The organism is Roseivirga sp. UBA1976 (assembly GCF_002336325.1).
GTDB lineage: Bacteria > Bacteroidota > Bacteroidia > Cytophagales > Cyclobacteriaceae > Roseivirga > Roseivirga thermotolerans.
Map to the genome: position 1 here is coordinate 15,057 of NZ_DDDQ01000076.1, position 20,905 is coordinate 35,961.

Sequence of the window (20,905 nt, forward strand, 5' to 3'; positions counted from 1 at the left end):
CTACTCATATCGCAAATTGTCTACCGGGTTTCTACGAGCCGCTTTTAACGACTGGTAGCCAACCGTTAGCCATGAAATAATCAGCACTCCTGCTGTTCCTGCCAGAAAAATAAGCGGATCTATGGCTATTCTAAACGGATACGCACTCAGCCAATCTTCCATATACCACCAGGCCAGTGGAATGGCCAGAGCAGCCGACAGTAAAATAAGCCAGGTAAAATTATTGAACAGCAGGGTGAGTAGGGTAAAGGTAGAGGCACCTAGTACTTTGCGTATACCAATCTCTTTTTGACGTTGCTCGGTTACAAAAGCTGCCAAACCAAAAAGACCCAAACAAGCAATGGTTATGGCTAAAATGGCAAAAACCATAAAGATTGTTTTCACTCGTTGCTGGCTTCTAAACTGATTTTTAAAAATCTGATCCAGAAAGGAATATTCGAAGGGCTGCCCACCGGCAAAGTTGTCCCAGGTGTTTTGAGTGTAATCGACTACCTCAGCGGCAGCTTCGGGTGCAAAGCGAATACTCAATGCGCTGTTGCTTTTGCCCAAAAACAAGGCATGAGGGGTAATGTTGGTGGTCATGTTTCTAAAGTGAAAATCCTTCATTACACCAATAATGGTAAAAGTCTCGGATCGATTGTTGACCACACCTTCCAGTGTTTTAATCCGCTTGCCGATTGGATTTTCGGTGTATCCAAAGCGTTTAAGGGCTGTTTCGTTGACAATAACGGCCGAAGAGTCTGAAGCAAGGTCTTTGTCGAAAAACCTACCGGCTACCAACTCTATATCAAAAACCCGTGCATAGTCTTCGTCTACATACCAATTTTGGGTAGAAACAGCTTCGTCTGGCGAAGAAGCTTCTTCGCGCAAAAAAGGAAAGTCATTGAGTGCATCCGTTGCAGGAATGTAACCGCTCACGCTAGCCCCTTCAACCATTGGGTTGCGTTCCAACTCTGTTTTGAAAGCGTTGAGTTGTTCTCCCAGAAGTTGAGTTTCGTGTACAATGAGAATTTGATCTTTATTAAAGCCCAGTTGCTTGTTTTGCAGAAAGCTCAACTGTTGGTATACCATCAATGAACCGACAATGAGGAAAATGGAAATAGCAAACTGAACAATTACCAAAGTGTTTCTTAGCCATTTTGAGGCTTTTCCTTTGGTGATTTGACCCTTAAGTACCTTTACCGGGCTAAAAGAAGAAAGTATGAAGGCCGGGTAAGAACCGGCCAGCAGGCCTACTACAAAGGTGGCTAATAAAAGGTAGGGCCACAGACCACCGGTGCCAAAAATGGGGTTTTCCATAGACTTCTCGGTGAGTTCATTGAACGCGGGTAGGAAAGCATAAACCAGCAGAATGCCAAATACCATGGCCAGCGATACATTTAGTATTGCTTCAGTGATAAACTGGCCAATGAGTTGGTGCCTCATGGAGCCAAGCACTTTTCTAACCCCTACTTCTTTGGCTCTTATGGCCGCCCGGGCAGTGGCCATGTTCATGAAATTGATGCAGGCAATTAGTAGAATAAATGCACCTATTATGCTGAAGAAATACACATTTTGAATGGTGCCCGTTTCGCCCAACTCAAAATCGAGTGAGGAGTACAGGTGTATGTCTTTGAGCGGCTGTAGGTAATAGCGAATGTCCATGGCTCCGGCATCCAGACCTTCCTGCATGTCGGCCCCCATAAATTGCTGTACTTGCTGCCCCATGTGTTTAATGAGGAAATCCAGCATTTTGCCATCGAAGGCAGCTTGCTGATCGGGGTTTTGCAGCTCCACATAGGTTACAAAATTATTGCTTAGCCAGAAGTTCTGGCGGGCGTCTTCCCGGTTGAGCATAGAAATGAACATATCATAGTCGAAATGGGTGTTTTCCGGTATATCGGCAATCACTCCCGTTACCTTCATGTCGGTGGTATTGTCTACCCGAATGGTTTGGCCAATGGGATCTTCATTGCCAAAAAACTTGCGGGCGGTAGATTCTTCCAACACCACGGTGTTGGGCTCGTCCAGCAAATGTGCTTTGTCTCCACTAATAAGGCTAAACCTAAATATGTCCATGAACTCCTGGTCGGCCCAGGTAATGCGTGGCTGTTGAAAATACTGATCTCCCACCCGAATCAACATGCTGGTGTTGCCCCGTGTTCTACCTGCCCTTACTACTTCAGGAAACTCTTCCTGAACCGTCTTGGCGAAAGGATCGGGAGCTGTTGGCAGGTTAAATTCATTATCGGCAAACTTCAGGTAGTTGGCTACTCTAAATATGCGTTCTGAGTTAGGAAAATGCTTGTCGTAGCTTAGCTCATGCTTTACATACATGGCTATAAAAATGCATGCGGCCATGCTCACCGCTAAACCCAGCAGATTGAGCATTGAATAGAATTTGTGGCGCATCATGCTCCGATAAGCCACTTTGATGTTGTTTTTGACCATTGTTGTATAGATTATATTTTGAGTTAACCAATTGCTTCTGAGTAGTGACACTCTGAAAAGAAGCAGCACATCTATAAGAAACTTTCGGTTGGCATAGGCCTGTCCTTTTACGTTTAAGTTGTGCTCATAATACTCTTCCAGATCTCCCAGAATGTCTTCTGCAAAATCGGGGTGACAGTACAGCCTGAATATTTTCTCACCGAGGCTTTTTAGCATAGTTTGTATTGAAGCGCCACGTTCTGAATCTCCTTGTAAAGCTCCATTCGGGTTTGCATGTTGTAGTCCAGTGCCTTTTTGCCAAAAGCTGTGATTTTGAAGTAGCGCTTACGCTTTCCTCCTCTGGCTTTGGTTGTTTCTCCCAGCTCCGAAACTATGAACCCCTTCTCTTCCATTCGTCTTAGTGCAGACTGAAGGGCTCCTATAGAAACCTTTCTTTTCAGGCGTTTTTCTATTTCCTCTTTAATTGAAACCCCGTAGGCATCGCCATGCAATACGCCCACTGTTAGAAGTACGTATTCCTCAAATTCACCCAGTTGATATTTCTTCATAATTGAAATTAATTCCTAAATGTAGTTTTTTTGATGAGAGTAAAAAATTAAAATTTCCTAAATGTAGTTTTTATTACCTCGATTTAGGACCTGTTGCTGTTAAAGGTTTGATCAAGATTGCCTGCCGGTTGGCATAGAAATTGACTTTTTTGCCTTTCAATAAAAAGCAAGAGGCTGTCTCAAAAGCTAGGTGAGCGTCACCCCTGAACTTACCAGTTGGTAGACAAGTTGAGATGACGAGTTTTGAGGCATCCTCTATTGAGAGTTATTCGCTCCTTAGGTTGTTGGCTGGGTTAGCTTTAATGGTTTTAATGGAAATGAGGCTTATGGTCAAACCAATGAGCATTAATATTCCTACAGAAGTGACGCCATACACCAAAGGGCTTATGCCCGCCTGGTAGGTAAAGTTACTGAGCCAATTGCGCATGAAAATCACGGAGGCAGGTATGGCTACTAAGAGAGCTATGGCAGCTATAAGAAGGTATTTTAGGTTTATGAGCCATAGAATGTTTTTGGCCGATGCACCAAGTACCTTTCTAATGCTAATTTCCTTTACCCTTTGGCGGATTACAATGGATATTACGCCTAGCAATCCTCCGCAGGCCAGGAATATGGAAATGGCAGAAAGTATTACTGTCAGCCTAAAAGTGCGAGCTTCTTCCTGGTAAAGCTCTTCAATTTGGCTATCTAAAAACCTATAACTGAAGTCGACCTCGGGAACAATCTCAGTGAATTTTTCTTCAACCTGCTCCATGATCTGAGGCAAGCTATTTGGGTCGAATTTGGCGATTAAATGGTTGTAGGCATTCTGGTTCATCATCATAATGATCGGCCTAACCGGAACATGAAGAGAGTTATAATGGAAATCTTTAACCACACCTACAACAGTGCCTTTTACCAGCTCTTCATTATTCACCCAAAAAAGCTGTTTGCCAACCGGATCCTGCACGTTCAATTCCCGAACGGCTGTTTCGTTGAGTACAAATGCAGTACCTGCAGAATCTGCGGCAAACACATCATCGAGCATTCGGCCCTCTACCATTTCCAGATTCAGTGTGCTGGCAACATCTTTATCTACGAACATTTCAGAGGCATCAACTCTCAATTGCGGATTCTCCTCCATGTACAATGGATGCTGGTTGAACTGCCCTCCTGGAACGTTTGACACCACGGATGTCTCGCCTATTCCCGAAATAGACTCTAACTCCGATTTTAACGTTCTTATTTTCTGACTGTAGGTTTGCCCCACAATGGTAAGCACCATTAAATTATCCTGATCGAAACCGAGGTCTTTATCTTTAAGAAACTGAATCTGATTACGAATGATCAGGCTACCACTAATAAGAATCACTGTAGCCACAAGCTGAACTCCAAGCAAACCATTTCTGAGGTTCGAACCACCAAGCTTGCTCAGCTTCAGTCCACGAAGAATACTTCCTGCTTCGAAAGAATTGAGATAAACTGAGGGATAAAGAGCCGAAACAATTGCCGTAAAAATTGCTGTAAGCACCATAAAGGTTACCGTTTCGGTCTGCCATAAGTTTTCGATAGCAATGCTTCCATTCACCAAATTATTAAATGGCGTTTCCAACCAATTCATTACAAAAACCGAAAGTATCAGCGCCAGAAAAGTAGTTACCAAAGCCTCTATACTGAACTGGGTAAAGATTTGAGACCTGAATGCGCCAAGGGTCTTTTTCACCCCAACTTCTTTTAGGCGTTGAGCAGCCCTTGCTGTGTTCAGATTCACAAAGTTGATGATAGAAATGAGCAGTATGAAAAGAGCGCTAACTCCGTAAATAATCAGATAACTATAACTACCATTTGGTTCAAGTTCCCATCGAATATTGGAGTGCAAATGAATGTCTTGAATGGGTTGAAGCTTGAAACCAATTTCTCCGGCCTTTAAACTTTCAATATTGTCCTCTGACCAATTGAGGTACTTCGGAATCCAATTGGGGATTTTAGACTCTACCACTTCTGGGTTTGTTCCCGGGCTAAGTTTCACATAGTTAAAATGCCCGAAATCGTCCCATGAAAGCCAGGGGTCGTTAAAAGGAAGTGACTTTAAAGTAACGTAGGAAAGCATAAAGTTAAAGCGAAAATGAGATGCTTTAGGCGCATCTTTAACCACAGCAGCTACTTCCAAAAGATCTACCATTCCGTTGAAAGATAGTCTTTGACCAACGGGGTCTTCATCACCAAAAAACCGCTTAGCTGTAGACTCCGAGAGAACAACTGCCCATTCATTCTGAAGCGCTTGTTTTGGGTTTCCATATATCGGCTCATAAGTAAACACATCGAAAAAGGTGGTGTCTGCAAAATATCCGTCTGTGATTTCATGAGTCACGTTAGAGGCATCATGTGTAATGAGAATGACGTCTTTGGTTAAACCCGGACCATAGATTGGGGAAAAAGTCACTGCTTTTACAACCTCTGGAAACTCACTAACCAGTGCCTGAGCCATGGGGTGAGGCGTACGGGTTTGTGGATTTTCATTCATCCAGGCAATGCGATAAATGTCGTCTGCATCTTTATGGTGAGAGTCATACGAGGTCTCGAATTTTAAATGCAGGTAAATGAGTCCGCAAACGGTAAAGGCCAATACTAGGCCCAGCAAGTGGAAACTTGTCTGCATTTTATGGCGCATCATTCCGCGCCAGGCAAATTTGAAATAGCTTCTGTACATGATAATTATGTTTGAGTTTTGACCAATTTTTTTTAGAGCAAAGGGGCGTAAAAAATGAAAGAGATGAAACCAGTAGAGCAGGTTAGCTTTCCACTTTGGTTTTGCTTCGCGCTCTATTTGATAGTACTCAAGGAGGTCTCCTTCTATTTCTTCCAGAAGACGATCTTTGCAAAACCAACGAAGCAACTGGCTTCCAAGGGTTGGAGGGCTATAAAGTGGTTTGTTGTTAGACAAGCTTGGCTAGTTTTAAGGCCATATTTGGTATCTGATTGAACAGCGAGTTTCTGAGCTCATGGTTTTTCTGGAGAGCCTTTTTACCTTCTGCGGTAATGGTAAAAATGCGCTTTCTACGGCCTCCTCTCTCATGGGTGGCTTCGGCTAATTCAGACTTTAAAAAGCCTTTATCCTCCAACCGGCTTAGGGCAGAATGCACGGCACCAATAGCAACTTTTCGCTTGGTCTGGTTAACGATTTCTTCCCGAATACTCAAGCCGTAGGCTTCGGGATAAAGCACCCCGACAATTAAAAGAACTAACTCTTCAAATTCACCTAGCTGCGTTCCTTTCATCTTTTCAATTTTCGTATTTGTAGAACAAACTTAGCATCAATTTCTACAATTATGAAATTTGTTTCTTAAAAGACACAAAAAAACCACCTTTGTCAGGTGGCTCGACTTTATCAATTCTCCCTCAATTTAGCGGAGGCGTCCGCAAGGCAGCTTGGTCAACGGTACTGCGGTGGATTGATGCCTTTCATTCTCAAATAGGTTACAATCTGTCCTCTGTGATGGGCATTATGATCGAGATAAGAGATGAGTCCGGCTGTGAGCTGGTCATTATTTTCCTGGGCTAAAATGAAGGCATTCATTTCATCAAATTTGGTTTTGGTCCACTCAATGAGTTCTTTTTTAGATTTACTGTTTTCATCGCCTGGAGCCCATTGCGCTTGCCCCCCATTGGCAAAAGCTCTGTGAAAATAGTCTATGCTGTAGGCAATATGATAAGCTTGAGCCGCAAAAGTTCGTTGTTCATCGTTGGGCTTAAAGTTGTAGCTCTCTTCCGGCATAGCCTCCAAAACAGCGAGGGTATATGCCTTACTGGCTTCCAATCGCTGCTTAAGCCAGTCGTAGCCTCCGTGATCCGCCATTGCAGAGCCGGTTGTAATCAACAGAGCGAAAAAGGTATAGGTAAGGGTTTTGGCAATTTTCATAAAGTTTGGGTTTTTGATACAGGTTACTTATACGTAAGAACTTACTGAATTTGTTCGATGAATTTTCTGTTGACAGAAGTTAGGTATGATGGTGGTTCATTTGTTTCTTGTTAAACGATACATACACTAAAGCATGAGACACCAATCTCTTATCATAGCCATTCTCTTTTTCTTGCTGATTTCTCCGGCTACAGCTCAGCAGTCTGAATATGATGAACAGTGGAGAGAAGTATATAAGCTCGAACTAAAAGGCCAAAGTAAGTCCGCTTTGGCGAAAGTTAATTCCATTTATACCCGTGCAGCCGCTGAAAGCAACGGAATCCAGAAACTTCGAGCCACCATTTATCAAAGCAAGTACCGACTGTTACTAGAAGAGAATGCGCAGGAATCAGTACTTAGTGTTTTGGCCGAAAGAGCCGAATCAGCAAAGGCACCGTTTCAGTCGATCTACCATTTTCTCAAAGCAAATTCCCTATTTGAATACTATCAATCCAATGCCTACCAAATTCGCAACCGGGAAATTGAGGAAAACGACACCTCTGACTTCAATTTTTGGGGACAGCAAAGATTTTTGAAAGAAATACACACATTGTTCTCCAAGGCTCTTGACACTAATGAGAACCTACATTTAGACGATCAGAGCATTAGAATTTTGTTCGAAAAAGACTCTCTCAGTTCTTACCAAGGCTTAGCGTTAAACGATTGGATGGCCACAAAAGCCATTGAGTTTTATTTCTTTCAACCCTATCAGAGTCTAATTCAATGGAAAAATGAAAATGGGATATGGAACTGGGAAGATTTTTCACAACAAGACTTCTCCTCCGACAATGGCTATAACCGAAAACATGGACTGGTCATTCTTCAACAAATGGGAGAAAAGGCCAGGAACAGTGGCTCGAAAGAATTGATAACCTTTTGGGAGCTACACAGACTCAAAGCACTCAGCAATCTGAACCTGAAAAATAAAGATCAAAACTTAATACAAGCTTACAGACATTTATTGGACAATCCGGATATACAGCAGTCACCTTTGAAGCTTGCCCTTGCGTTTAAACTGAATAGTCTATCGAATGACTATGGCTATCAACAGTCCAATCAATTTGAAAATGCCAAGGTAGAAGCACACCAATTGGCTTCCGAAATCATTAACTCGGGAGAGAAAAATCTGGAAGCTGCACAGGCCAAATCACTTATTCAGCTTATTGAACAACCAAGTATTGACGGCCAAATTCAGTCATTCATTATGCCCGAAACTCATTCGCGAGTGCTGGTGTCTTACGCCAATATTAAGGAGATTAATATCAGAATTTACAAGCCCACCACTCGACAATGGTTGAGTCTGAATAACATTTATGTAAAACCGGATATGTCTGAGGCTTTAGACAAAATAGAGCCTGTCAGATCATGGAATCAGGGGCTTCCGCAGCAGGATGATTTCAATATTCATTCAACTGAACTGTTGATTGAGCCCCTTCAAAAAGGCCAGTACACCATAGCGTTTTATTCTTCTCAAGAGCCTCAGGAATTATTAGGCTTCGCCCATTTTCAAGTTTCAGAATTAATGTTGGCCGACCTCGGAAATGATGTTTTCAATCATTTCGCCCTGGTCAACAGAGAGAATGGCGAAGCAATTTCCGGAGCAAAGATTCAATTCTTCGATGGAAACTCGCCTTTCAGAGTAGCTGATCTATTTCTTCATACTTTCACTTCCGACAGCAACGGTAGGTTTTATGTCAAAAGCAAAGGCTATCAATATGGACTTGGGGCATTGGTGATTGACCAATCAGACACCACCTACTTCCGGGATATTCACCTCTCTGCAAATCGTTGGTCCGGAAGTGACGATGAGGATTATTATATGGTTCAGGCAGATGTTTTCACGGATAGAGCCATCTATCGGCCAGGACAAACCGTCTACTTCAAAGGCATCTTAACCAAGAGCAAGGGCAGTGAACAAGGCGTGGTTACCAATGAAGAAGTGCTGGTTACGATATATGATGTCAACTACGATGAGGTCTATGAAAAATATCTAAAAACCAATGAATTTGGTTCATTCAGCGACTCTCTCAAACTGCCCAAGAATATACTGACCGGGGAATTCGAGATAGTGGTGGAAGAAGGTGATGCACCTAGCGTCTTTTTCGAAGATCAAACAGATGAGTTTTACTCTACCAGTACCTCATTTAGCGTAGAAAACTACAAGAGGCCAAGGTTTGAGTTGGTCATGGATCCGATAGATTCTGCCTATATACTCGGAGATTCGGTAACCGTATCAGGTAGTGCCAAAGCACTTGCAGGAAATAGCCTGGCCAATGCACAGTTGAAATATACTGTTACCCAAAAAGGATATCGTACCAAAATCAGTGATGAAAACCCCTACTACTGGCAGCGTAATTGGGTTGAAGATGAACAGGTTTTAGTATCCACAGAGAGTCAAATCGGACAAAACGGAGAGTTTGAAATTAAATTCCCTACCCACCTAAAAGAAGGTTTAAGCGAGGAACAACTGCCGGTTTACGAATATCAGGTTGAAGTTTCAGTTACCGACATCAATGGAGAAACGCGGGAGTCCAGCAAACAGGTTAAGGTTGGTTTGCACAAAGCCACCTCAAGCGTATTTGCCAAGCGAGAGGTTTTGAAGAAAGAAAGAGTACTTAAGGTCAACGTTTCGGCCAGTAATTTGAATGGAGGTGATTTTAAAGAATCAGGAACATTGCAGGTGTATCGTCTGGATGCTAAACACTATCTTTTTGACAGGCAGTGGTCGGCACCAGACTTACCCATTCTGACCGAAGAGGAATTTGAAAAGTACTTTCCGAATGAACCTTACGCTGAAAATTCGACCAAGCCTACAGAAACTTTGGTTTATGAAACAGAGGTAGGAATAAATCAAACCGAAGTAGAGATACAGGGAATTACTCAATGGCAGGCTGGTTCTTACATAATCAGGTTCCATGCCGATAGAAAACTAGCCGAACCAGCTACCGCTAACTTCACTTTGAAGGAAAGCACAGCTCAGGTTTTGTACCCTCAGTTCATATCAGTTTTGGCCGATAAACCGGAATATAAAGTAGGCGAAACCGCAAAACTGACTATTTCTTCAAGTCTGAAGGATTTAACCATTTTACTTCAACCTAAAAAAATCAATGCTCAAAACACAGAGTACATCTTTAGACTGAATGAGCGAACCGAAGCCCTGGAAATACCTATAGAAGAAGATGATTTAGGCGGTTTCGAAGTGCATTATCTGGCTATCGGAGCCAATCATTCCGAAACCGGAACACTGGCCATCAGAGTTCCTCAACCAAAAGCAGAGCTGGATATTGAAACAAAAACATTCAGAAGTTTACTCGAACCCGGCAGCGAAGAAACCTGGAGTTTCAACATAAAAGGAACAAAGGGCAAAGCTGCTGAAGCCGAAGTATTGGCCTCCATGTATGATGTCTCATTAGACCAATTCGCCTCCAACGACTGGAGATTTAATCCTTCCTCACAGAGAATGTTTAATACTTATAATCACTACTCTACTTTTCCTCAAAATAATTTGTCCTCCATACGCAATGTCATTCCATTTTTCAGGGCAGATTTCAAGCAGAGAAGCCTACCAACCTTTCAGTCTTTTGGCTATAGTTTTGTTAACGCCAGAAGAACCCATTCTGAGTATTTATCAACTTTTTTAGCCAATGTTCCCGCTTCCATTAAAGCCAAGAAGTTGGATGGAATTCCTGTTGGGGAGATAGCAGGAATTGTGCGTGATGAACTTGGCGAGCCACTGCCAGGAGCCTCTTTCAGAATTACTGGCACAGCCCAGGGTACCCTCAGCAATGAAGATGGAAAATTCAGCCTTGCAGCCTCAAAAGACAATGAAGTCATAGTTAGCTTTTTAGGCTATGAAACCCTGAAATTTAAAGTTGACGAGAACAATTTCTATGAAATAAGCATGTCACCAGACTTTCAGGAATTGGGAGAAGTAGTGGTACTTGGTTATGACCAAGAGTCGAAAAAGAACATGTTGTCATTGGTTATAGAAGTGGAAGATGAAGAAATTTTACTCTCTATGGAATTTGAAGAAGTTGCTGAAGAAGCAATGCCGGACGCGCTCCAAGGTCAGATCACGGGTGTTAGTTGGACTCCAAGTAATGCTGCTTTGAACTTGCGAAGTGTGACTTCATTAGACGGAAACAATCAGCCTCTTATAGTTGTGGATGGAGTCATAACTACATTAGACCAGGTTTCTTCAGATGATGTGGCAAATATTTCTACGCTAAACGATGCTTCAGCCACTGCTCTTTACGGCTCAAGAGCTGCCAATGGAGTAATCCTCATTTCCACAAAAGCCGGAGTAGCTAAAGAAAAGGAATTACTGGCCAATGTCCGAACCAGAACAGACTTTAGAGAAACAGCATTCTTCTTTCCACACCTTAGAACTGATAAAAAAGGTAATATCAACTTCTCATTTTCCACCCCGGAATCTTTAACACGATGGAAATTCCAGATGCTCGCCCACACAAAAAACTTGGCTTATAACCAATTGATCTCTACGGTCCAGACTAGCAAAAGCTTAATGGTGGTGCCCAATATGCCCCGGTTTGTCAGGGTCGGAGATACTCTAGTGGTGAGTACCAAAGTGGTAAATACCAGTGAAAAGCCTATTCAGGCTTCTGCCCAGCTTAATATGGTCAACCCGGAAAATGAGGAAATACTTAATTTGTTTGTATCAGGAAGTAAATCGGTTCAGCGACAATTGGTAGGAGCTAAAAACAGTGCCGAAGTTTTCTGGCAGATTGCCGTTCCTGAAAATATAAATGCCCTTCAGTACAAGGTTGTGGCAACAGGAGATGGCTTTAGCGATGGTGAAGAAAACTACCTTCCTGTTTTACCGAAGAAAGTACTGGTCACAGAAAGTCTACCTCTTTGGGTGGCGGTAGATACGGTTCAAAGTTTCCAGCTTCCGGCACTTCTCAATAAGAAAGAAGAAACAACCGATGTTTCACTTAAACTGGAACTCACCAAAAACCCGGTTTGGAATGCGCTTCAATCTTTGCCTTACCTGATTGAATTTCCTTATGAATGCAGCGAGCAGACCTTCGCTAGAATCTTTGCCAATGCTTTGGGGAGCAAATTGTTGAAAGACAACCCAAGTCTGTCCGAGCAAGTGAGTAGTTGGGCTGAATCTGGACTGACTGAAACTCCATTATTCAGAAACGAGGTCTATAAGCAAATCAGCCTTCAGGAAACTCCATGGGTTAAAAATGCCCAGAGCGAAGAAGAACGAAAACGAAGAATGGCTGAACTTCTTAAAATCGACAGTCTTAACGCTCACTTGGTTATTGCTATTGAAAAGCTCAAGCAAATGCAGCTAAATGATGGAGGCTTCGGGTGGTTCAGCGGAAGCCGAATGGCCAATCATACCATCACGCTTCATATCGTTTCAGGTTTTGGACAAATGAAAAGGCTTGGGGTTTCTCCAGAAACCTTAGATGTAAATGACCTGCTTTTTAAGGCTCTCAATTATTTGGATAATGAGGCTTTGAAAGCTTTCAACCAAATTGAAGATAAGGAAGGTGCCACTCAGATTAGCAACTCTACCATCAATTACCTTTATGCCAGAAGCTTCTTCACCGAGGTTGAAATGTCGAAGGAACTTGATGAAGCAATGGCTTACTTCTTGGCTGAAGCAAAGAAGCAGTGGGTGACTCAAAGTCTCCAGCTGAAAGCCATGCTTGCACTGGCTTTCAATAGATTTGGAGATACTGAATCAGCCGAAAAGATTTTGACTTCGCTGGAAGAAACATCTACCGTTTCTGACGAAAAAGGAATGTATTGGCTGGAAAATGAATCGGACTATGGCTGGTATAAAGCTCCAATAGAAACTCAGGCCTTGATCATCGAGGCCTTCGAGACCATCGGAACTGACTCCGAAAAAACTCAAGGTTTGCAGAAGTGGCTTCTTCAAAATAAAAGAGTGAATTCATGGTCAACTACAAAAGCAACAACCTTGGCCATTTATGCATTGCTTCAAAACCAGAAGACTGACTTTGAAAGTAGCAGTAGCATTTCAGTCAGTATGTCCGGAAAACCAGTCTCTTTCGATGAATCAGGCTCCAAATTGTTCTTGGAACGTTCATGGGCAAGCGATGAAATTAAGCCAGCAATGGGTTCTATTACCATTGATAATCCAGTTGGAAATCCGGCCTGGGGAGCCTTGCATTATCAGTTTTTGCAAGACGTTGATGAAGTTGAAAAACAAGGAGGAGCTCTGAAAATAGAAAGAGAACTATATCTCATTCAGCAAAATGGAGATCAATCAAAGATTGACGGTGCTACAACGTTAGGGCTTGGAGATAAAGTTAGAGTTCAATTGTATCTGTCAGTAGATAGAGAAATGGAATTTGTTCATCTAAAAGATAGCCGATCTGCAGCCTTGGAACCAGTAGATGTTCTCTCTGGCTATAAAAACATTGGTGAGACTTGGGCATATCAGAGTGTCTCCGATGCCAGCGTGCATTTCTTTATAGACAGGCTACCCAAAGGCAAGCATCTAATTACCTATGATTTGGTTGTAAATAATGCGGGAACCTTCTCCCAAGGATTGGCCATTTTGGAAAACATGTACGCTCCAGAGTTCAATGCCCGTACAAAATCCAGTGAACTGAAGGTGATCAAATAGTTCTTTCCTCAACTGAGCCCTCTGAGACCGAGAAATACTTATGCTGCTGATCTATCTTCTCAAAAATGGAGATAGAGCGTTCTGGTCGTGCATCGGTAACGAAAATTTGCCCGAAAGCATCTGAGGCTACCATCTGAATTAGCTTTTCAATGCGTAGGTCGTCTAGCTTATCGAATATATCATCGAGCAAGAGAATGGGCTTTACGCCCAGTTCATTTTTAAGGAAATCGAAGTTGGCTAGTTTAAGCGCTATCAGATATGATTTCTGCTGTCCCTGAGACCCAAATTTCTTTACTGGCTTTCCGTCCATTAGAAAAACAAATTCATCTTTGTGTGTGCCCCTGTTTGTTCTTTTAAGAATAAGGTCCTTTTTCTGCGAATGACGGAACTTCTCTTCAATTCCCTCCGAAAAATCAGACTCATAGTCTATTTCTATGGTCTCCCGTTGTCCGCTCAACATGGCATAGTGCTCTACCAATAATGGCTTAAATACCGCTATAAACTCCTTACGTACCTCATACACCTTTTGACCTAAATCGAGCAACTGCCTGGTAAAAGGCTCCAGTAAGTCGGCATCGAAGCGGTCTTGCTCGGCAAACTGTTTCAGCAAACTATTTCTTTGTTTCAGCGCGTGGTTGTAGGCGATAAGGTTGTTTAGATAGCCTTGATTGACCTGCGAAATAATGGCATCGAAAAATTTTCGTCTGTCTTCGCTAGTACCTCTGATTACATCGGTATCGTTTGGAGCAATAAGCACTGTAGGGAACTTGCCAATGTGTTCACTAGCCCGTTTGTAGGGTTTGTTATCCAGCTTGATGCTCTTTTTTTTGCCTGCCTGATAGGCACAAAGCACTGACCGTTCTTTTTGGTTTTGAGAAAAAGTGCCCTTTATAGAAAAGAAGTCTGCCTCGTGCAAAATACACTGCAGGTCTTGGGCTTGGTCGGCACTTTTGGTAAAAGACAGATAGAAAATGGCATCCAGCAAATTGGTTTTGCCACTACCGTTTTCTCCCAGAAAACAGTTTATCTGGCTGGAAAAGGCCACATGAGCTTCTTTATAGTTTTTATACTGAATGAGTCGAATGGATTGAAGATGCATTTTCTAACCGAAAGCCGATTTAATTTCAAAGTTGAACGTTTTTGTCTTATTTTCGCACTCCTATTTAAACGATTGAGAATTAAAGGTTTCAACCTTTTAAAAAACAATACATGGCAGCAGCAAAAGGTAGCACTAAAGCTAAAGCAAAAAAAGAGTCTAAGTTTTCGAAAGAGACTTACATGTTTTGGTACGAAAACATGCTTTTGCAGAGAAGGTTCGAGGAGAAAGCGGGAATGCTTTACGGCCAGCAGAAAATTAGAGGTTTTTGTCATTTATATATTGGGCAGGAAGCTTGTTCGAGCGGAGCAGTTACTGCTCTAAAGGAAGGCGATAAGTGGATTACCGCGTACAGAGACCATGGCCAGCCTTTGGCTCTGGGTTCTGACCCAAAGAAGGTTATGGCCGAACTTATGGCCAAAGCCACCGGAATTTCCAAAGGTAAGGGCGGATCTATGCACATGTTCGACAGAGAGAAAGGATTCTTTGGTGGACACGGAATAGTAGGTGGCCAGGTGCCGCTTGGAGCTGGTATTGCTTTTGCCGAGAAGTATAACAAAACCGATAACCTGTGTATCTGTATGATGGGTGACGGTGCCGTGCGTCAGGGAGCTTTTCATGAAGCACTCAATATGGCCATGACCTGGAAGTTGCCCGTGATTTTTGTTATTGAAAACAACGGATATGCTATGGGTACTTCTGTGCAACGCACATCGAACGTAACAGAACTCTACACCCTGGGTGAGGCCTACGACATGCCATCTGCTCCGGTAGATGCCATGAATCCGGAAAATGTTCACGTGGCCGTGGAAGAGGCTGCCGATAGAGCCAGAAGAGGTGATGGACCAACTTTGTTGGAGTTTAGAACCTACCGATACAAAGGGCATTCAATGTCGGATCCGGCTAAGTACAGAACCAAAGAGGAGCTGAACGAATACAAGGATCGTGACCCCATAGAATATGTGAAGTCTAAGATTCTTGAAAACAAGTGGGCCACCGAAAAGGAGCTCAAAGAAATAGACACTAAAATAAAGGCTCAGGTAGAAGAGTGTGTGAAGTTTGGAGAGGAGTCTCCTTATCCAGATCCTTCAGAAGCTTACAAAGATGTTTACGTTCAGGAAGATTACCCGTTCATCACTGAATAGGTTTTAACCCTTTGTTTTACAACAATTTCTTTATATTTGCGACCTAATTTTTGAGAGAGATGGCGGAGAAAACTTCATCAGAAGGAAAAAGCACTAACAAGCCCGAAGGCACTATTGAAAAGTTCAAGAAAGAAGTAGGCCCGGTGGGTTTTGTGGGGGCAATCGTTGGTTTGGCAGTTATTGTATTGGCTAGTGGTATCTTCCTTTGGAATTACCGCACACAGCAGCGCAATATCGATGCTCAAAACGAAATTTTTCAGGCACAGTATTACTACGAGAGCGATAGCCTGGAGCTAGCACTTCTTGGCGATGGTAGAAACCTGGGCTTTTTAGACATTATGGATATTTACAGCGGAACAGAGGTAGCTAACTTGGCTCACTTCTATGCCGGTGCCAGCTACCTGAAGCAAAGAGATTTTGAAAAAGCTCTCGAATACTTAAAAGGATTCTCTACTTCTGAAATTTTGGTTCAGGGCAGGGCATACAGCCTTATTGGCGATGCCTACATGGAGTTAGGCAATTTTACAAAAGCTGCCGATAGCTACGAGAAAGCCGCTAACACAGTAGACGATTCGTATTTTTCTCCGGCATACTTATTAAAGGCTTCACTGGCCCATGAAAAGGCCTCTGATCTTAAGGCCGCTATAGCCGCCTTAGATAAGATTGTAAAGGAGTATAAAAATGCTCCCGAAGTAATGGAAGCACGAAAGCAGAAATCACGTTTGGAAGTCCTTGCCGGGCGTTAATAAAAACAAAAAATTAACGAGAAAGGTAAGGCACATGTCTTACCTTTTTTTATTCATAAGAAAATGGCATCTAACGAAAAAAACCTTAGCGAATACAGCAGCACAAACATAAAGCCCATTGGCGAACGTAAGTTTGCCATTGTGGTGTCTGAGTGGAACGAAGAAATTACAGAAGCGCTCTACCATGGAGCTTACAGTACGTTGATACAGCACGGAGCCTCTAAACAGAACATTATCAGAAAAAATGTTCCCGGAAGCTTTGAGCTGACACTGGGCGCACAATGGATGGCTCAAGATAACTCAGTTGATGCAGTAATCTGTATTGGCTGTGTCATTCAGGGAGAAACGAAACATTTCGATTTTATATGCGATGCCGTGGCCCATGGCATTACCAATGTGTCGCTCAAGTATAATAAGCCGGTAATTTTTGGTGTACTCACCCCCAACACTAAGAAACAAGCGCTCGACAGAGCAGGAGGTAAATATGGCAACAAGGGCGATGAAGCGGCCATAACCGCAATTAAAATGTTGGGCTTCTAATTGTTTTCGAAAAACCATGCAGGTATACAAATTTGGAGGAACTTCTGTGGGCAGGCCGGAGCGCATGCATGCAGTGGCCGATCTTATAACGAGAGACTCAGAGCGTAAGGTAGTGGTGCTATCGGCACTTTCAGGCACTACCAATAGTCTGGTGAGTATAGGCGAGTCTTTGGCGGCCGATAGGCGAGAGGAGGCTTTGGAGAAGATCAATTCACTAAGGCTACACTACAACCAGTTTATTCAGCAACTTCTTAGTACCGCAGAGAAACGGGCAGAGGCAGAGGAGGTAATTCACGAACACTTTGAATTTCTAAAAATAACGCTCAAAATATCGTTCAATGAAGCCCTGAGCAGAGATATTCTTGCCCAGGGTGAGCTAATGTCTACCAAGCTTTTCACCCTATTGTTACAAGAGCGAAATATTGAGGTGCAGCTTTTACCGGCCTTGGAGTTTATGCGAACCAATGAGGACCATGAGCCTGATTTGGAGTATATCTCCAAGCACCTGCAGGCAAAGATCGACCAGTTTGCCAACTGTGGCCTGTTCATTACTCAGGGCTATATATGCAAAAACCACAAGGGAGAAATAGATAACCTTCAGCGTGGAGGAAGTGACTATACAGCCTCGTTAGTAGGGGCGGCTATTCGTGCCGATGAGGTGCAGATTTGGACGGATATTGATGGCATGCATAATAACGACCCTCGCGTGGTAGATAAGACCTATCCCATAGCGGAACTGTCGTTCGATGAAGCGGCTGAGCTGGCTTACTTTGGAGCCAAAATATTGCATCCGGCATCGATCTGGCCTGCTCAAAAATATGGAATCCCGGTCAAGCTGCTCAACACCATGCAGCCCGAGGCCAAAGGAACAGTGATCAGCACCTCCACCATTTCGGCCGATGTCAAAGCTGTGGCGGCTAAGGATGGTATTACTGCTATAAAAGTGAAGTCTACCCGAATGCTTCTGGCCTATGGTTTTCTGCGTAGAATTTTCGAGATATTCGAGAAATACAAAACACCTATAGATATGATCACCACCTCTGAGGTGGCCGTTTCGGTAACTATAGATCACGATGAGTTTTTAGACAAGATTGTGGCAGAGCTAAGTCAGTTTGGACAGGTGGAAGTTGACAAAGGCCAAACTATAATTTGCATTGTGGGTAATTTTGTGGCCGAACAGAAGGGTATAGTGAGCAATATATTCGATGCCCTAAAGGATACCCCTATCCGAATGATTTCTTATGGGGGCAGCAGACACAATATTTCATTACTGACTGATAGTACTAATAAAGAACATGCACTTAAAGTCTTGAATCAACATTTATTTAACCTGTAATCTCATATTGGGAATTTAGTCCATATTGGGTTTTTAGGAAGCTGAAAAAAGAGTATGTCTGATAGGCATACTCTTTTTTTTGTTTTGAAATATCTGGCGTTAACTATCTAATAATCAGTCGACTGGGTTTTCTTGAGCTTAAGGTGATTACCAAGATTGTGCAGAAGAACTCATTGGGCAAAATGTGGAAGGGCCTTTGTAATAAGTTTTGGAAAGACCAGAACTATGAAAAAAATTATCGCTCTTTTAACCTTACTTGTTGCCGCATTTTCATGCGCTAACGAGACATATCTCTTTGCCGATAAAAAGCAAGAAGAGGCACTGGCACAGCACAGCCAGGCACTTTTGGGTCGTTGGGCTCCTGAGAAGGCTCCTAACGACCAGTTTATGGTTGGGTTTAAACAGGTAGAAGAAGGCATGGCCTTGCAGACGCCATCGGGAACTAAAATGGTTCAGAATATTCAACCCGTTGGAGCATTGGGCCTGGCTATTCATTTGACTGATGGTAATGTGAGCCGTAAGGTTATGGCGCAGTTCACTTCTTACCAACGCACTACTTTGGTGCTCATGAATACTGAAGGATTAGACCTGGGAATAGGCTCTCAATACCCTCTTGTATTGCGCAAAACAAAAGAGGAGACCGTTACTACAGCCTCCTCTATGAAGTAAGTTGGTTTTATGTGGCCTTAAATATGCAGCGCTCTGTTGTCGGTGGCTGCCAAACAGGCCTCTTTAAACGCTTCGGTGTAAGTTGGATGCGCATGAGACATGCGGCCAATGTCTTCTGCACTGGCTCTGTATTCCATGGCCACTACGGCTTCTGCAATCATATCGGCTGTTCTTGGGCCAATCATATGAACACCAAGAATCTCATCGGTGTTTTTGTCGGCCAGCACTTTCACAAGTCCATCAGTATCCATAGAGGCCCTGGCTCTGCCCGATGCCTTGAAAGGGAATGATCCTGTTTTGTACGCAATGCCTTTCTCTTTGAGCTGCTCTTCGGTGTAGCCTACAGCGGCTACTTCAGGCCAGGTATATACCACCCCTGGAATCAGGTTGTAGTTAATGTGTGGCTTTTGCCCGGCCATTACTTCTGCTACAAACGAACCTTCTTCTTCAGCCTTGTGAGCGAGCATAGCCCCTTTAATTACATCGCCAATAGCATAAATGTTATCGGCAGAAGTTTTGAGGTGCTCGTCTACTTCTATTCTGCCTCTGTCGTCTGTTTTGATCCCCACATTTTCCAGTCCTAAACCTTCAGTGTAAGGCTTTCGGCCTATAGAAACCAGGCAATAGTCGCCTTTAATTTCTACAGTTTCACCCTTTTTGTTCTCGGCCTTTACCGTTACCGTTTTGGCGGTGCTCTTTACCTCAGTTACTTTATGACCCAAATAGAAGTTGAAGCCTAGCTTCTTCAGCGACTTCTTTAGTTCTTTTCCCATAGTGCTGTCCATAGAAGGAATGATCTCATCCATAAACTCAACCACAGAAACTTCAGCTCCTAGTCTGCCATAAACTGAGCCCAGCTCCATACCAATTACTCCACCACCAATCACAATCATGTGTTTTGGCACTTCTTTGAGTTCAAGGGCTTCGGTAGAGGTAATGATTCTTTTCTTGTCAATTTCTATAAAGGGAAGAGAGGCGGGTTTAGAACCGGTGGCAATAATTACCTTATCAGTTTCCACAGTGGTTTCTTTGCCTTCCTTATCGGTAACTTTAATATGCGTTTTGTCTATGAACGAACCCAGGCCGTGGTGCACGTCTATTTTGTTTTTCTTCATTAAAAAAGAAATGCCATTCACATTGTCCTTTACCACCCCTCTTTTGCGCTCAATCATTTGATCGAGATTTACCTTTAGATTGTCTAACTCAATACCGTGTGTCTTAAAGGTGTGGGCAGCGTTGTGGTAATGCTCGGAAGAATCGAGTAGAGCTTTGGAGGGTATACAGCCTACATTCAGGCAGGTTCCACCAAGCGTATCGTATTTTTCTATGATGGCAGTTTTCATGCCTAGCTGAGCGCATCGGATTGCTGCTACATATCCACCAGGGCCTGAACCAATAACTGTTACATCGTATTTCATATTGTCGTATTTAGTTCTAAGTACATGGTACTTAGATGGGTTTGTTTTTGAGACTTTTGTCGTTCGAACAAGCTCATTAGTTCTTTGGAGAACTTACGTTGCGTCTCCCGTTAGAAACCTGAGCCTCTCGGCTATGATTAGTTCTGTTTCTACTCTAAAGTAGAATTCTGGGCTAATCCATTAAGCTGGTCGAGTTCTTCACCTGAACTATCACCAGCACCTTTTGCAATCTTCAACGAAACTGACAAGGCAGCTCTTTTGATTTGACTCGTTAGCCTAATCCTTTCATTTTCACGAATGTGCCCGTTCAGGGTATAAACTTCAACCGTTAGGGTTGTTACTTTTTCTAAACAGCCACTCCATGTTTTTGTGTATGTGTTCATGGATTTCTATCTGCCGGCCGGCCCGG

14 protein-coding genes are annotated in these 20,905 nt (G+C 43.1%); 6 read left to right on the forward strand and 8 right to left on the reverse strand.

Annotation, left to right across the window (positions count from 1 at the left end; all coding sequences use genetic code 11):
- From B3763_RS07575 to B3763_RS07595, 5 genes are all read right to left on the reverse strand, one after another.
- On the reverse strand, positions 1-2,646 hold the full coding sequence (locus B3763_RS07575) for an ABC transporter permease (protein WP_286745343.1): 2,646 nt from the start codon (positions 2,644-2,646) through the stop codon (positions 1-3).
- A complete protein-coding gene (locus B3763_RS07580; RefSeq protein ID WP_189629051.1) occupies positions 2,640-2,978 on the reverse strand; it encodes a PadR family transcriptional regulator in 339 nt (112 codons plus the stop codon). Before B3763_RS07580 ends, B3763_RS07575 begins: the two co-directional genes overlap by 7 nt.
- A gap of 265 nt (positions 2,979-3,243) precedes the next feature.
- The gene (locus B3763_RS07585; RefSeq protein ID WP_286745348.1) at positions 3,244-5,901 is read right to left on the reverse strand and encodes an ABC transporter permease; all 2,658 of its coding nucleotides are present in this window, start codon (positions 5,899-5,901) and stop codon (positions 3,244-3,246) included.
- Positions 5,894-6,235, reverse strand: coding sequence for a PadR family transcriptional regulator (locus B3763_RS07590; RefSeq protein WP_286745351.1), 342 nt, complete (start codon positions 6,233-6,235; stop codon positions 5,894-5,896). The genes B3763_RS07585 and B3763_RS07590 overlap by 8 nt, the downstream gene beginning before the upstream one ends.
- 155 nt (positions 6,236-6,390) lie before the next feature.
- Positions 6,391-6,876 carry a DinB family protein gene (locus B3763_RS07595; RefSeq protein WP_286745352.1) on the reverse strand — a complete coding sequence of 162 codons (486 nt, stop codon included), beginning with the start codon at positions 6,874-6,876 and terminating at the stop codon, positions 6,391-6,393.
- Between the two features lie 133 nt (positions 6,877-7,009).
- Between B3763_RS07595 and B3763_RS07600 the strand changes: the two genes are divergently transcribed.
- Entirely contained in the window at positions 7,010-13,546 is a 6,537-nt protein-coding gene (locus tag B3763_RS07600) for an MG2 domain-containing protein (protein WP_286745354.1), read from the forward strand.
- On the opposite strand, the gene recF is transcribed toward B3763_RS07600, so the two are convergent.
- The gene (gene recF / locus B3763_RS07605; protein ID WP_286745357.1) at positions 13,539-14,645 is read right to left on the reverse strand and encodes a DNA replication/repair protein RecF; all 1,107 of its coding nucleotides are present in this window, start codon (positions 14,643-14,645) and stop codon (positions 13,539-13,541) included. The two genes, B3763_RS07600 and recF, sit on opposite strands and share 8 nt — an antisense overlap.
- Positions 14,646-14,755: 110 nt before the next feature.
- On the opposite strand from recF, the gene pdhA reads away from it, so the two are divergent.
- The 5 genes from pdhA to B3763_RS07630 all read left to right on the forward strand — a co-directional run bounded on the left by pdhA (position 14,756) and on the right by B3763_RS07630 (position 19,078).
- A complete protein-coding gene (gene pdhA, locus B3763_RS07610) occupies positions 14,756-15,787 on the forward strand; it encodes a pyruvate dehydrogenase (acetyl-transferring) E1 component subunit alpha (RefSeq protein ID WP_189629056.1) in 1,032 nt (343 codons plus the stop codon).
- Between the two features lie 59 nt (positions 15,788-15,846).
- Positions 15,847-16,533: a tetratricopeptide repeat protein gene (locus B3763_RS07615; RefSeq protein ID WP_189629057.1), complete on the forward strand. Its 687-nt coding sequence runs from the start codon at positions 15,847-15,849 to the stop codon at positions 16,531-16,533.
- A 63-nt stretch (positions 16,534-16,596) separates the two neighbouring features.
- On the forward strand, positions 16,597-17,073 hold the full coding sequence (gene ribH / locus B3763_RS07620) for a 6,7-dimethyl-8-ribityllumazine synthase (protein ID WP_286745363.1): 477 nt from the start codon (positions 16,597-16,599) through the stop codon (positions 17,071-17,073).
- A gap of 16 nt (positions 17,074-17,089) precedes the next feature.
- Positions 17,090-18,409 (forward strand): aspartate kinase, encoded by a 1,320-nt coding sequence (locus B3763_RS07625; RefSeq protein WP_286745365.1) that lies wholly within the window; start codon positions 17,090-17,092, stop codon positions 18,407-18,409.
- Positions 18,410-18,634: 225 nt separating this feature from the next.
- On the forward strand, positions 18,635-19,078 hold the full coding sequence (locus B3763_RS07630) for a hypothetical protein (RefSeq protein WP_189629060.1): 444 nt from the start codon (positions 18,635-18,637) through the stop codon (positions 19,076-19,078).
- Between the two features lie 17 nt (positions 19,079-19,095).
- Here B3763_RS07630 and lpdA read toward each other — a convergent pair whose 3' ends face one another.
- Together lpdA and B3763_RS07640 are read right to left on the reverse strand one after the other, a co-directional pair.
- Entirely contained in the window at positions 19,096-20,496 is a 1,401-nt protein-coding gene (gene lpdA, locus B3763_RS07635) for a dihydrolipoyl dehydrogenase (protein WP_286745368.1), read from the reverse strand.
- A 149-nt stretch (positions 20,497-20,645) separates the two neighbouring features.
- Entirely contained in the window at positions 20,646-20,879 is a 234-nt protein-coding gene (locus B3763_RS07640) for a four helix bundle protein (protein WP_286745370.1), read from the reverse strand.
- Between the last annotated feature and the right edge of the window lie 26 nt (positions 20,880-20,905).

What these genes read in the sequence shown, in the direction of transcription:
- pdhA (WP_189629056.1), top strand. Translation starts at nt 14,756, where the DNA reads ATGGCAGCAGCAAAAGGTAGCACTAAAGCTAAAGCAAAAAAAGAGTCT.
- B3763_RS07640 (WP_286745370.1), bottom strand. Translation starts at nt 20,879, where the DNA reads ATGAACACATACACAAAAACATGGAGTGGCTGTTTAGAAAAAGTAACA.
- B3763_RS07580 (WP_189629051.1), bottom strand. Translation starts at nt 2,978, where the DNA reads ATGAAGAAATATCAACTGGGTGAATTTGAGGAATACGTACTTCTAACA.
- B3763_RS07625 (WP_286745365.1), top strand. Translation starts at nt 17,090, where the DNA reads ATGCAGGTATACAAATTTGGAGGAACTTCTGTGGGCAGGCCGGAGCGC.
- B3763_RS07575 (WP_286745343.1), bottom strand. Translation starts at nt 2,646, where the DNA reads ATGCTAAAAAGCCTCGGTGAGAAAATATTCAGGCTGTACTGTCACCCC.
- B3763_RS07590 (WP_286745351.1), bottom strand. Translation starts at nt 6,235, where the DNA reads ATGAAAGGAACGCAGCTAGGTGAATTTGAAGAGTTAGTTCTTTTAATT.
- recF (WP_286745357.1), bottom strand. Translation starts at nt 14,645, where the DNA reads ATGCATCTTCAATCCATTCGACTCATTCAGTATAAAAACTATAAAGAA.
- lpdA (WP_286745368.1), bottom strand. Translation starts at nt 20,496, where the DNA reads ATGAAATACGATGTAACAGTTATTGGTTCAGGCCCTGGTGGATATGTA.
- ribH (WP_286745363.1), top strand. Translation starts at nt 16,597, where the DNA reads ATGGCATCTAACGAAAAAAACCTTAGCGAATACAGCAGCACAAACATA.
- B3763_RS07600 (WP_286745354.1), top strand. Translation starts at nt 7,010, where the DNA reads ATGAGACACCAATCTCTTATCATAGCCATTCTCTTTTTCTTGCTGATT.
- B3763_RS07595 (WP_286745352.1), bottom strand. Translation starts at nt 6,876, where the DNA reads ATGAAAATTGCCAAAACCCTTACCTATACCTTTTTCGCTCTGTTGATT.
- B3763_RS07615 (WP_189629057.1), top strand. Translation starts at nt 15,847, where the DNA reads ATGGCGGAGAAAACTTCATCAGAAGGAAAAAGCACTAACAAGCCCGAA.
- B3763_RS07630 (WP_189629060.1), top strand. Translation starts at nt 18,635, where the DNA reads ATGAAAAAAATTATCGCTCTTTTAACCTTACTTGTTGCCGCATTTTCA.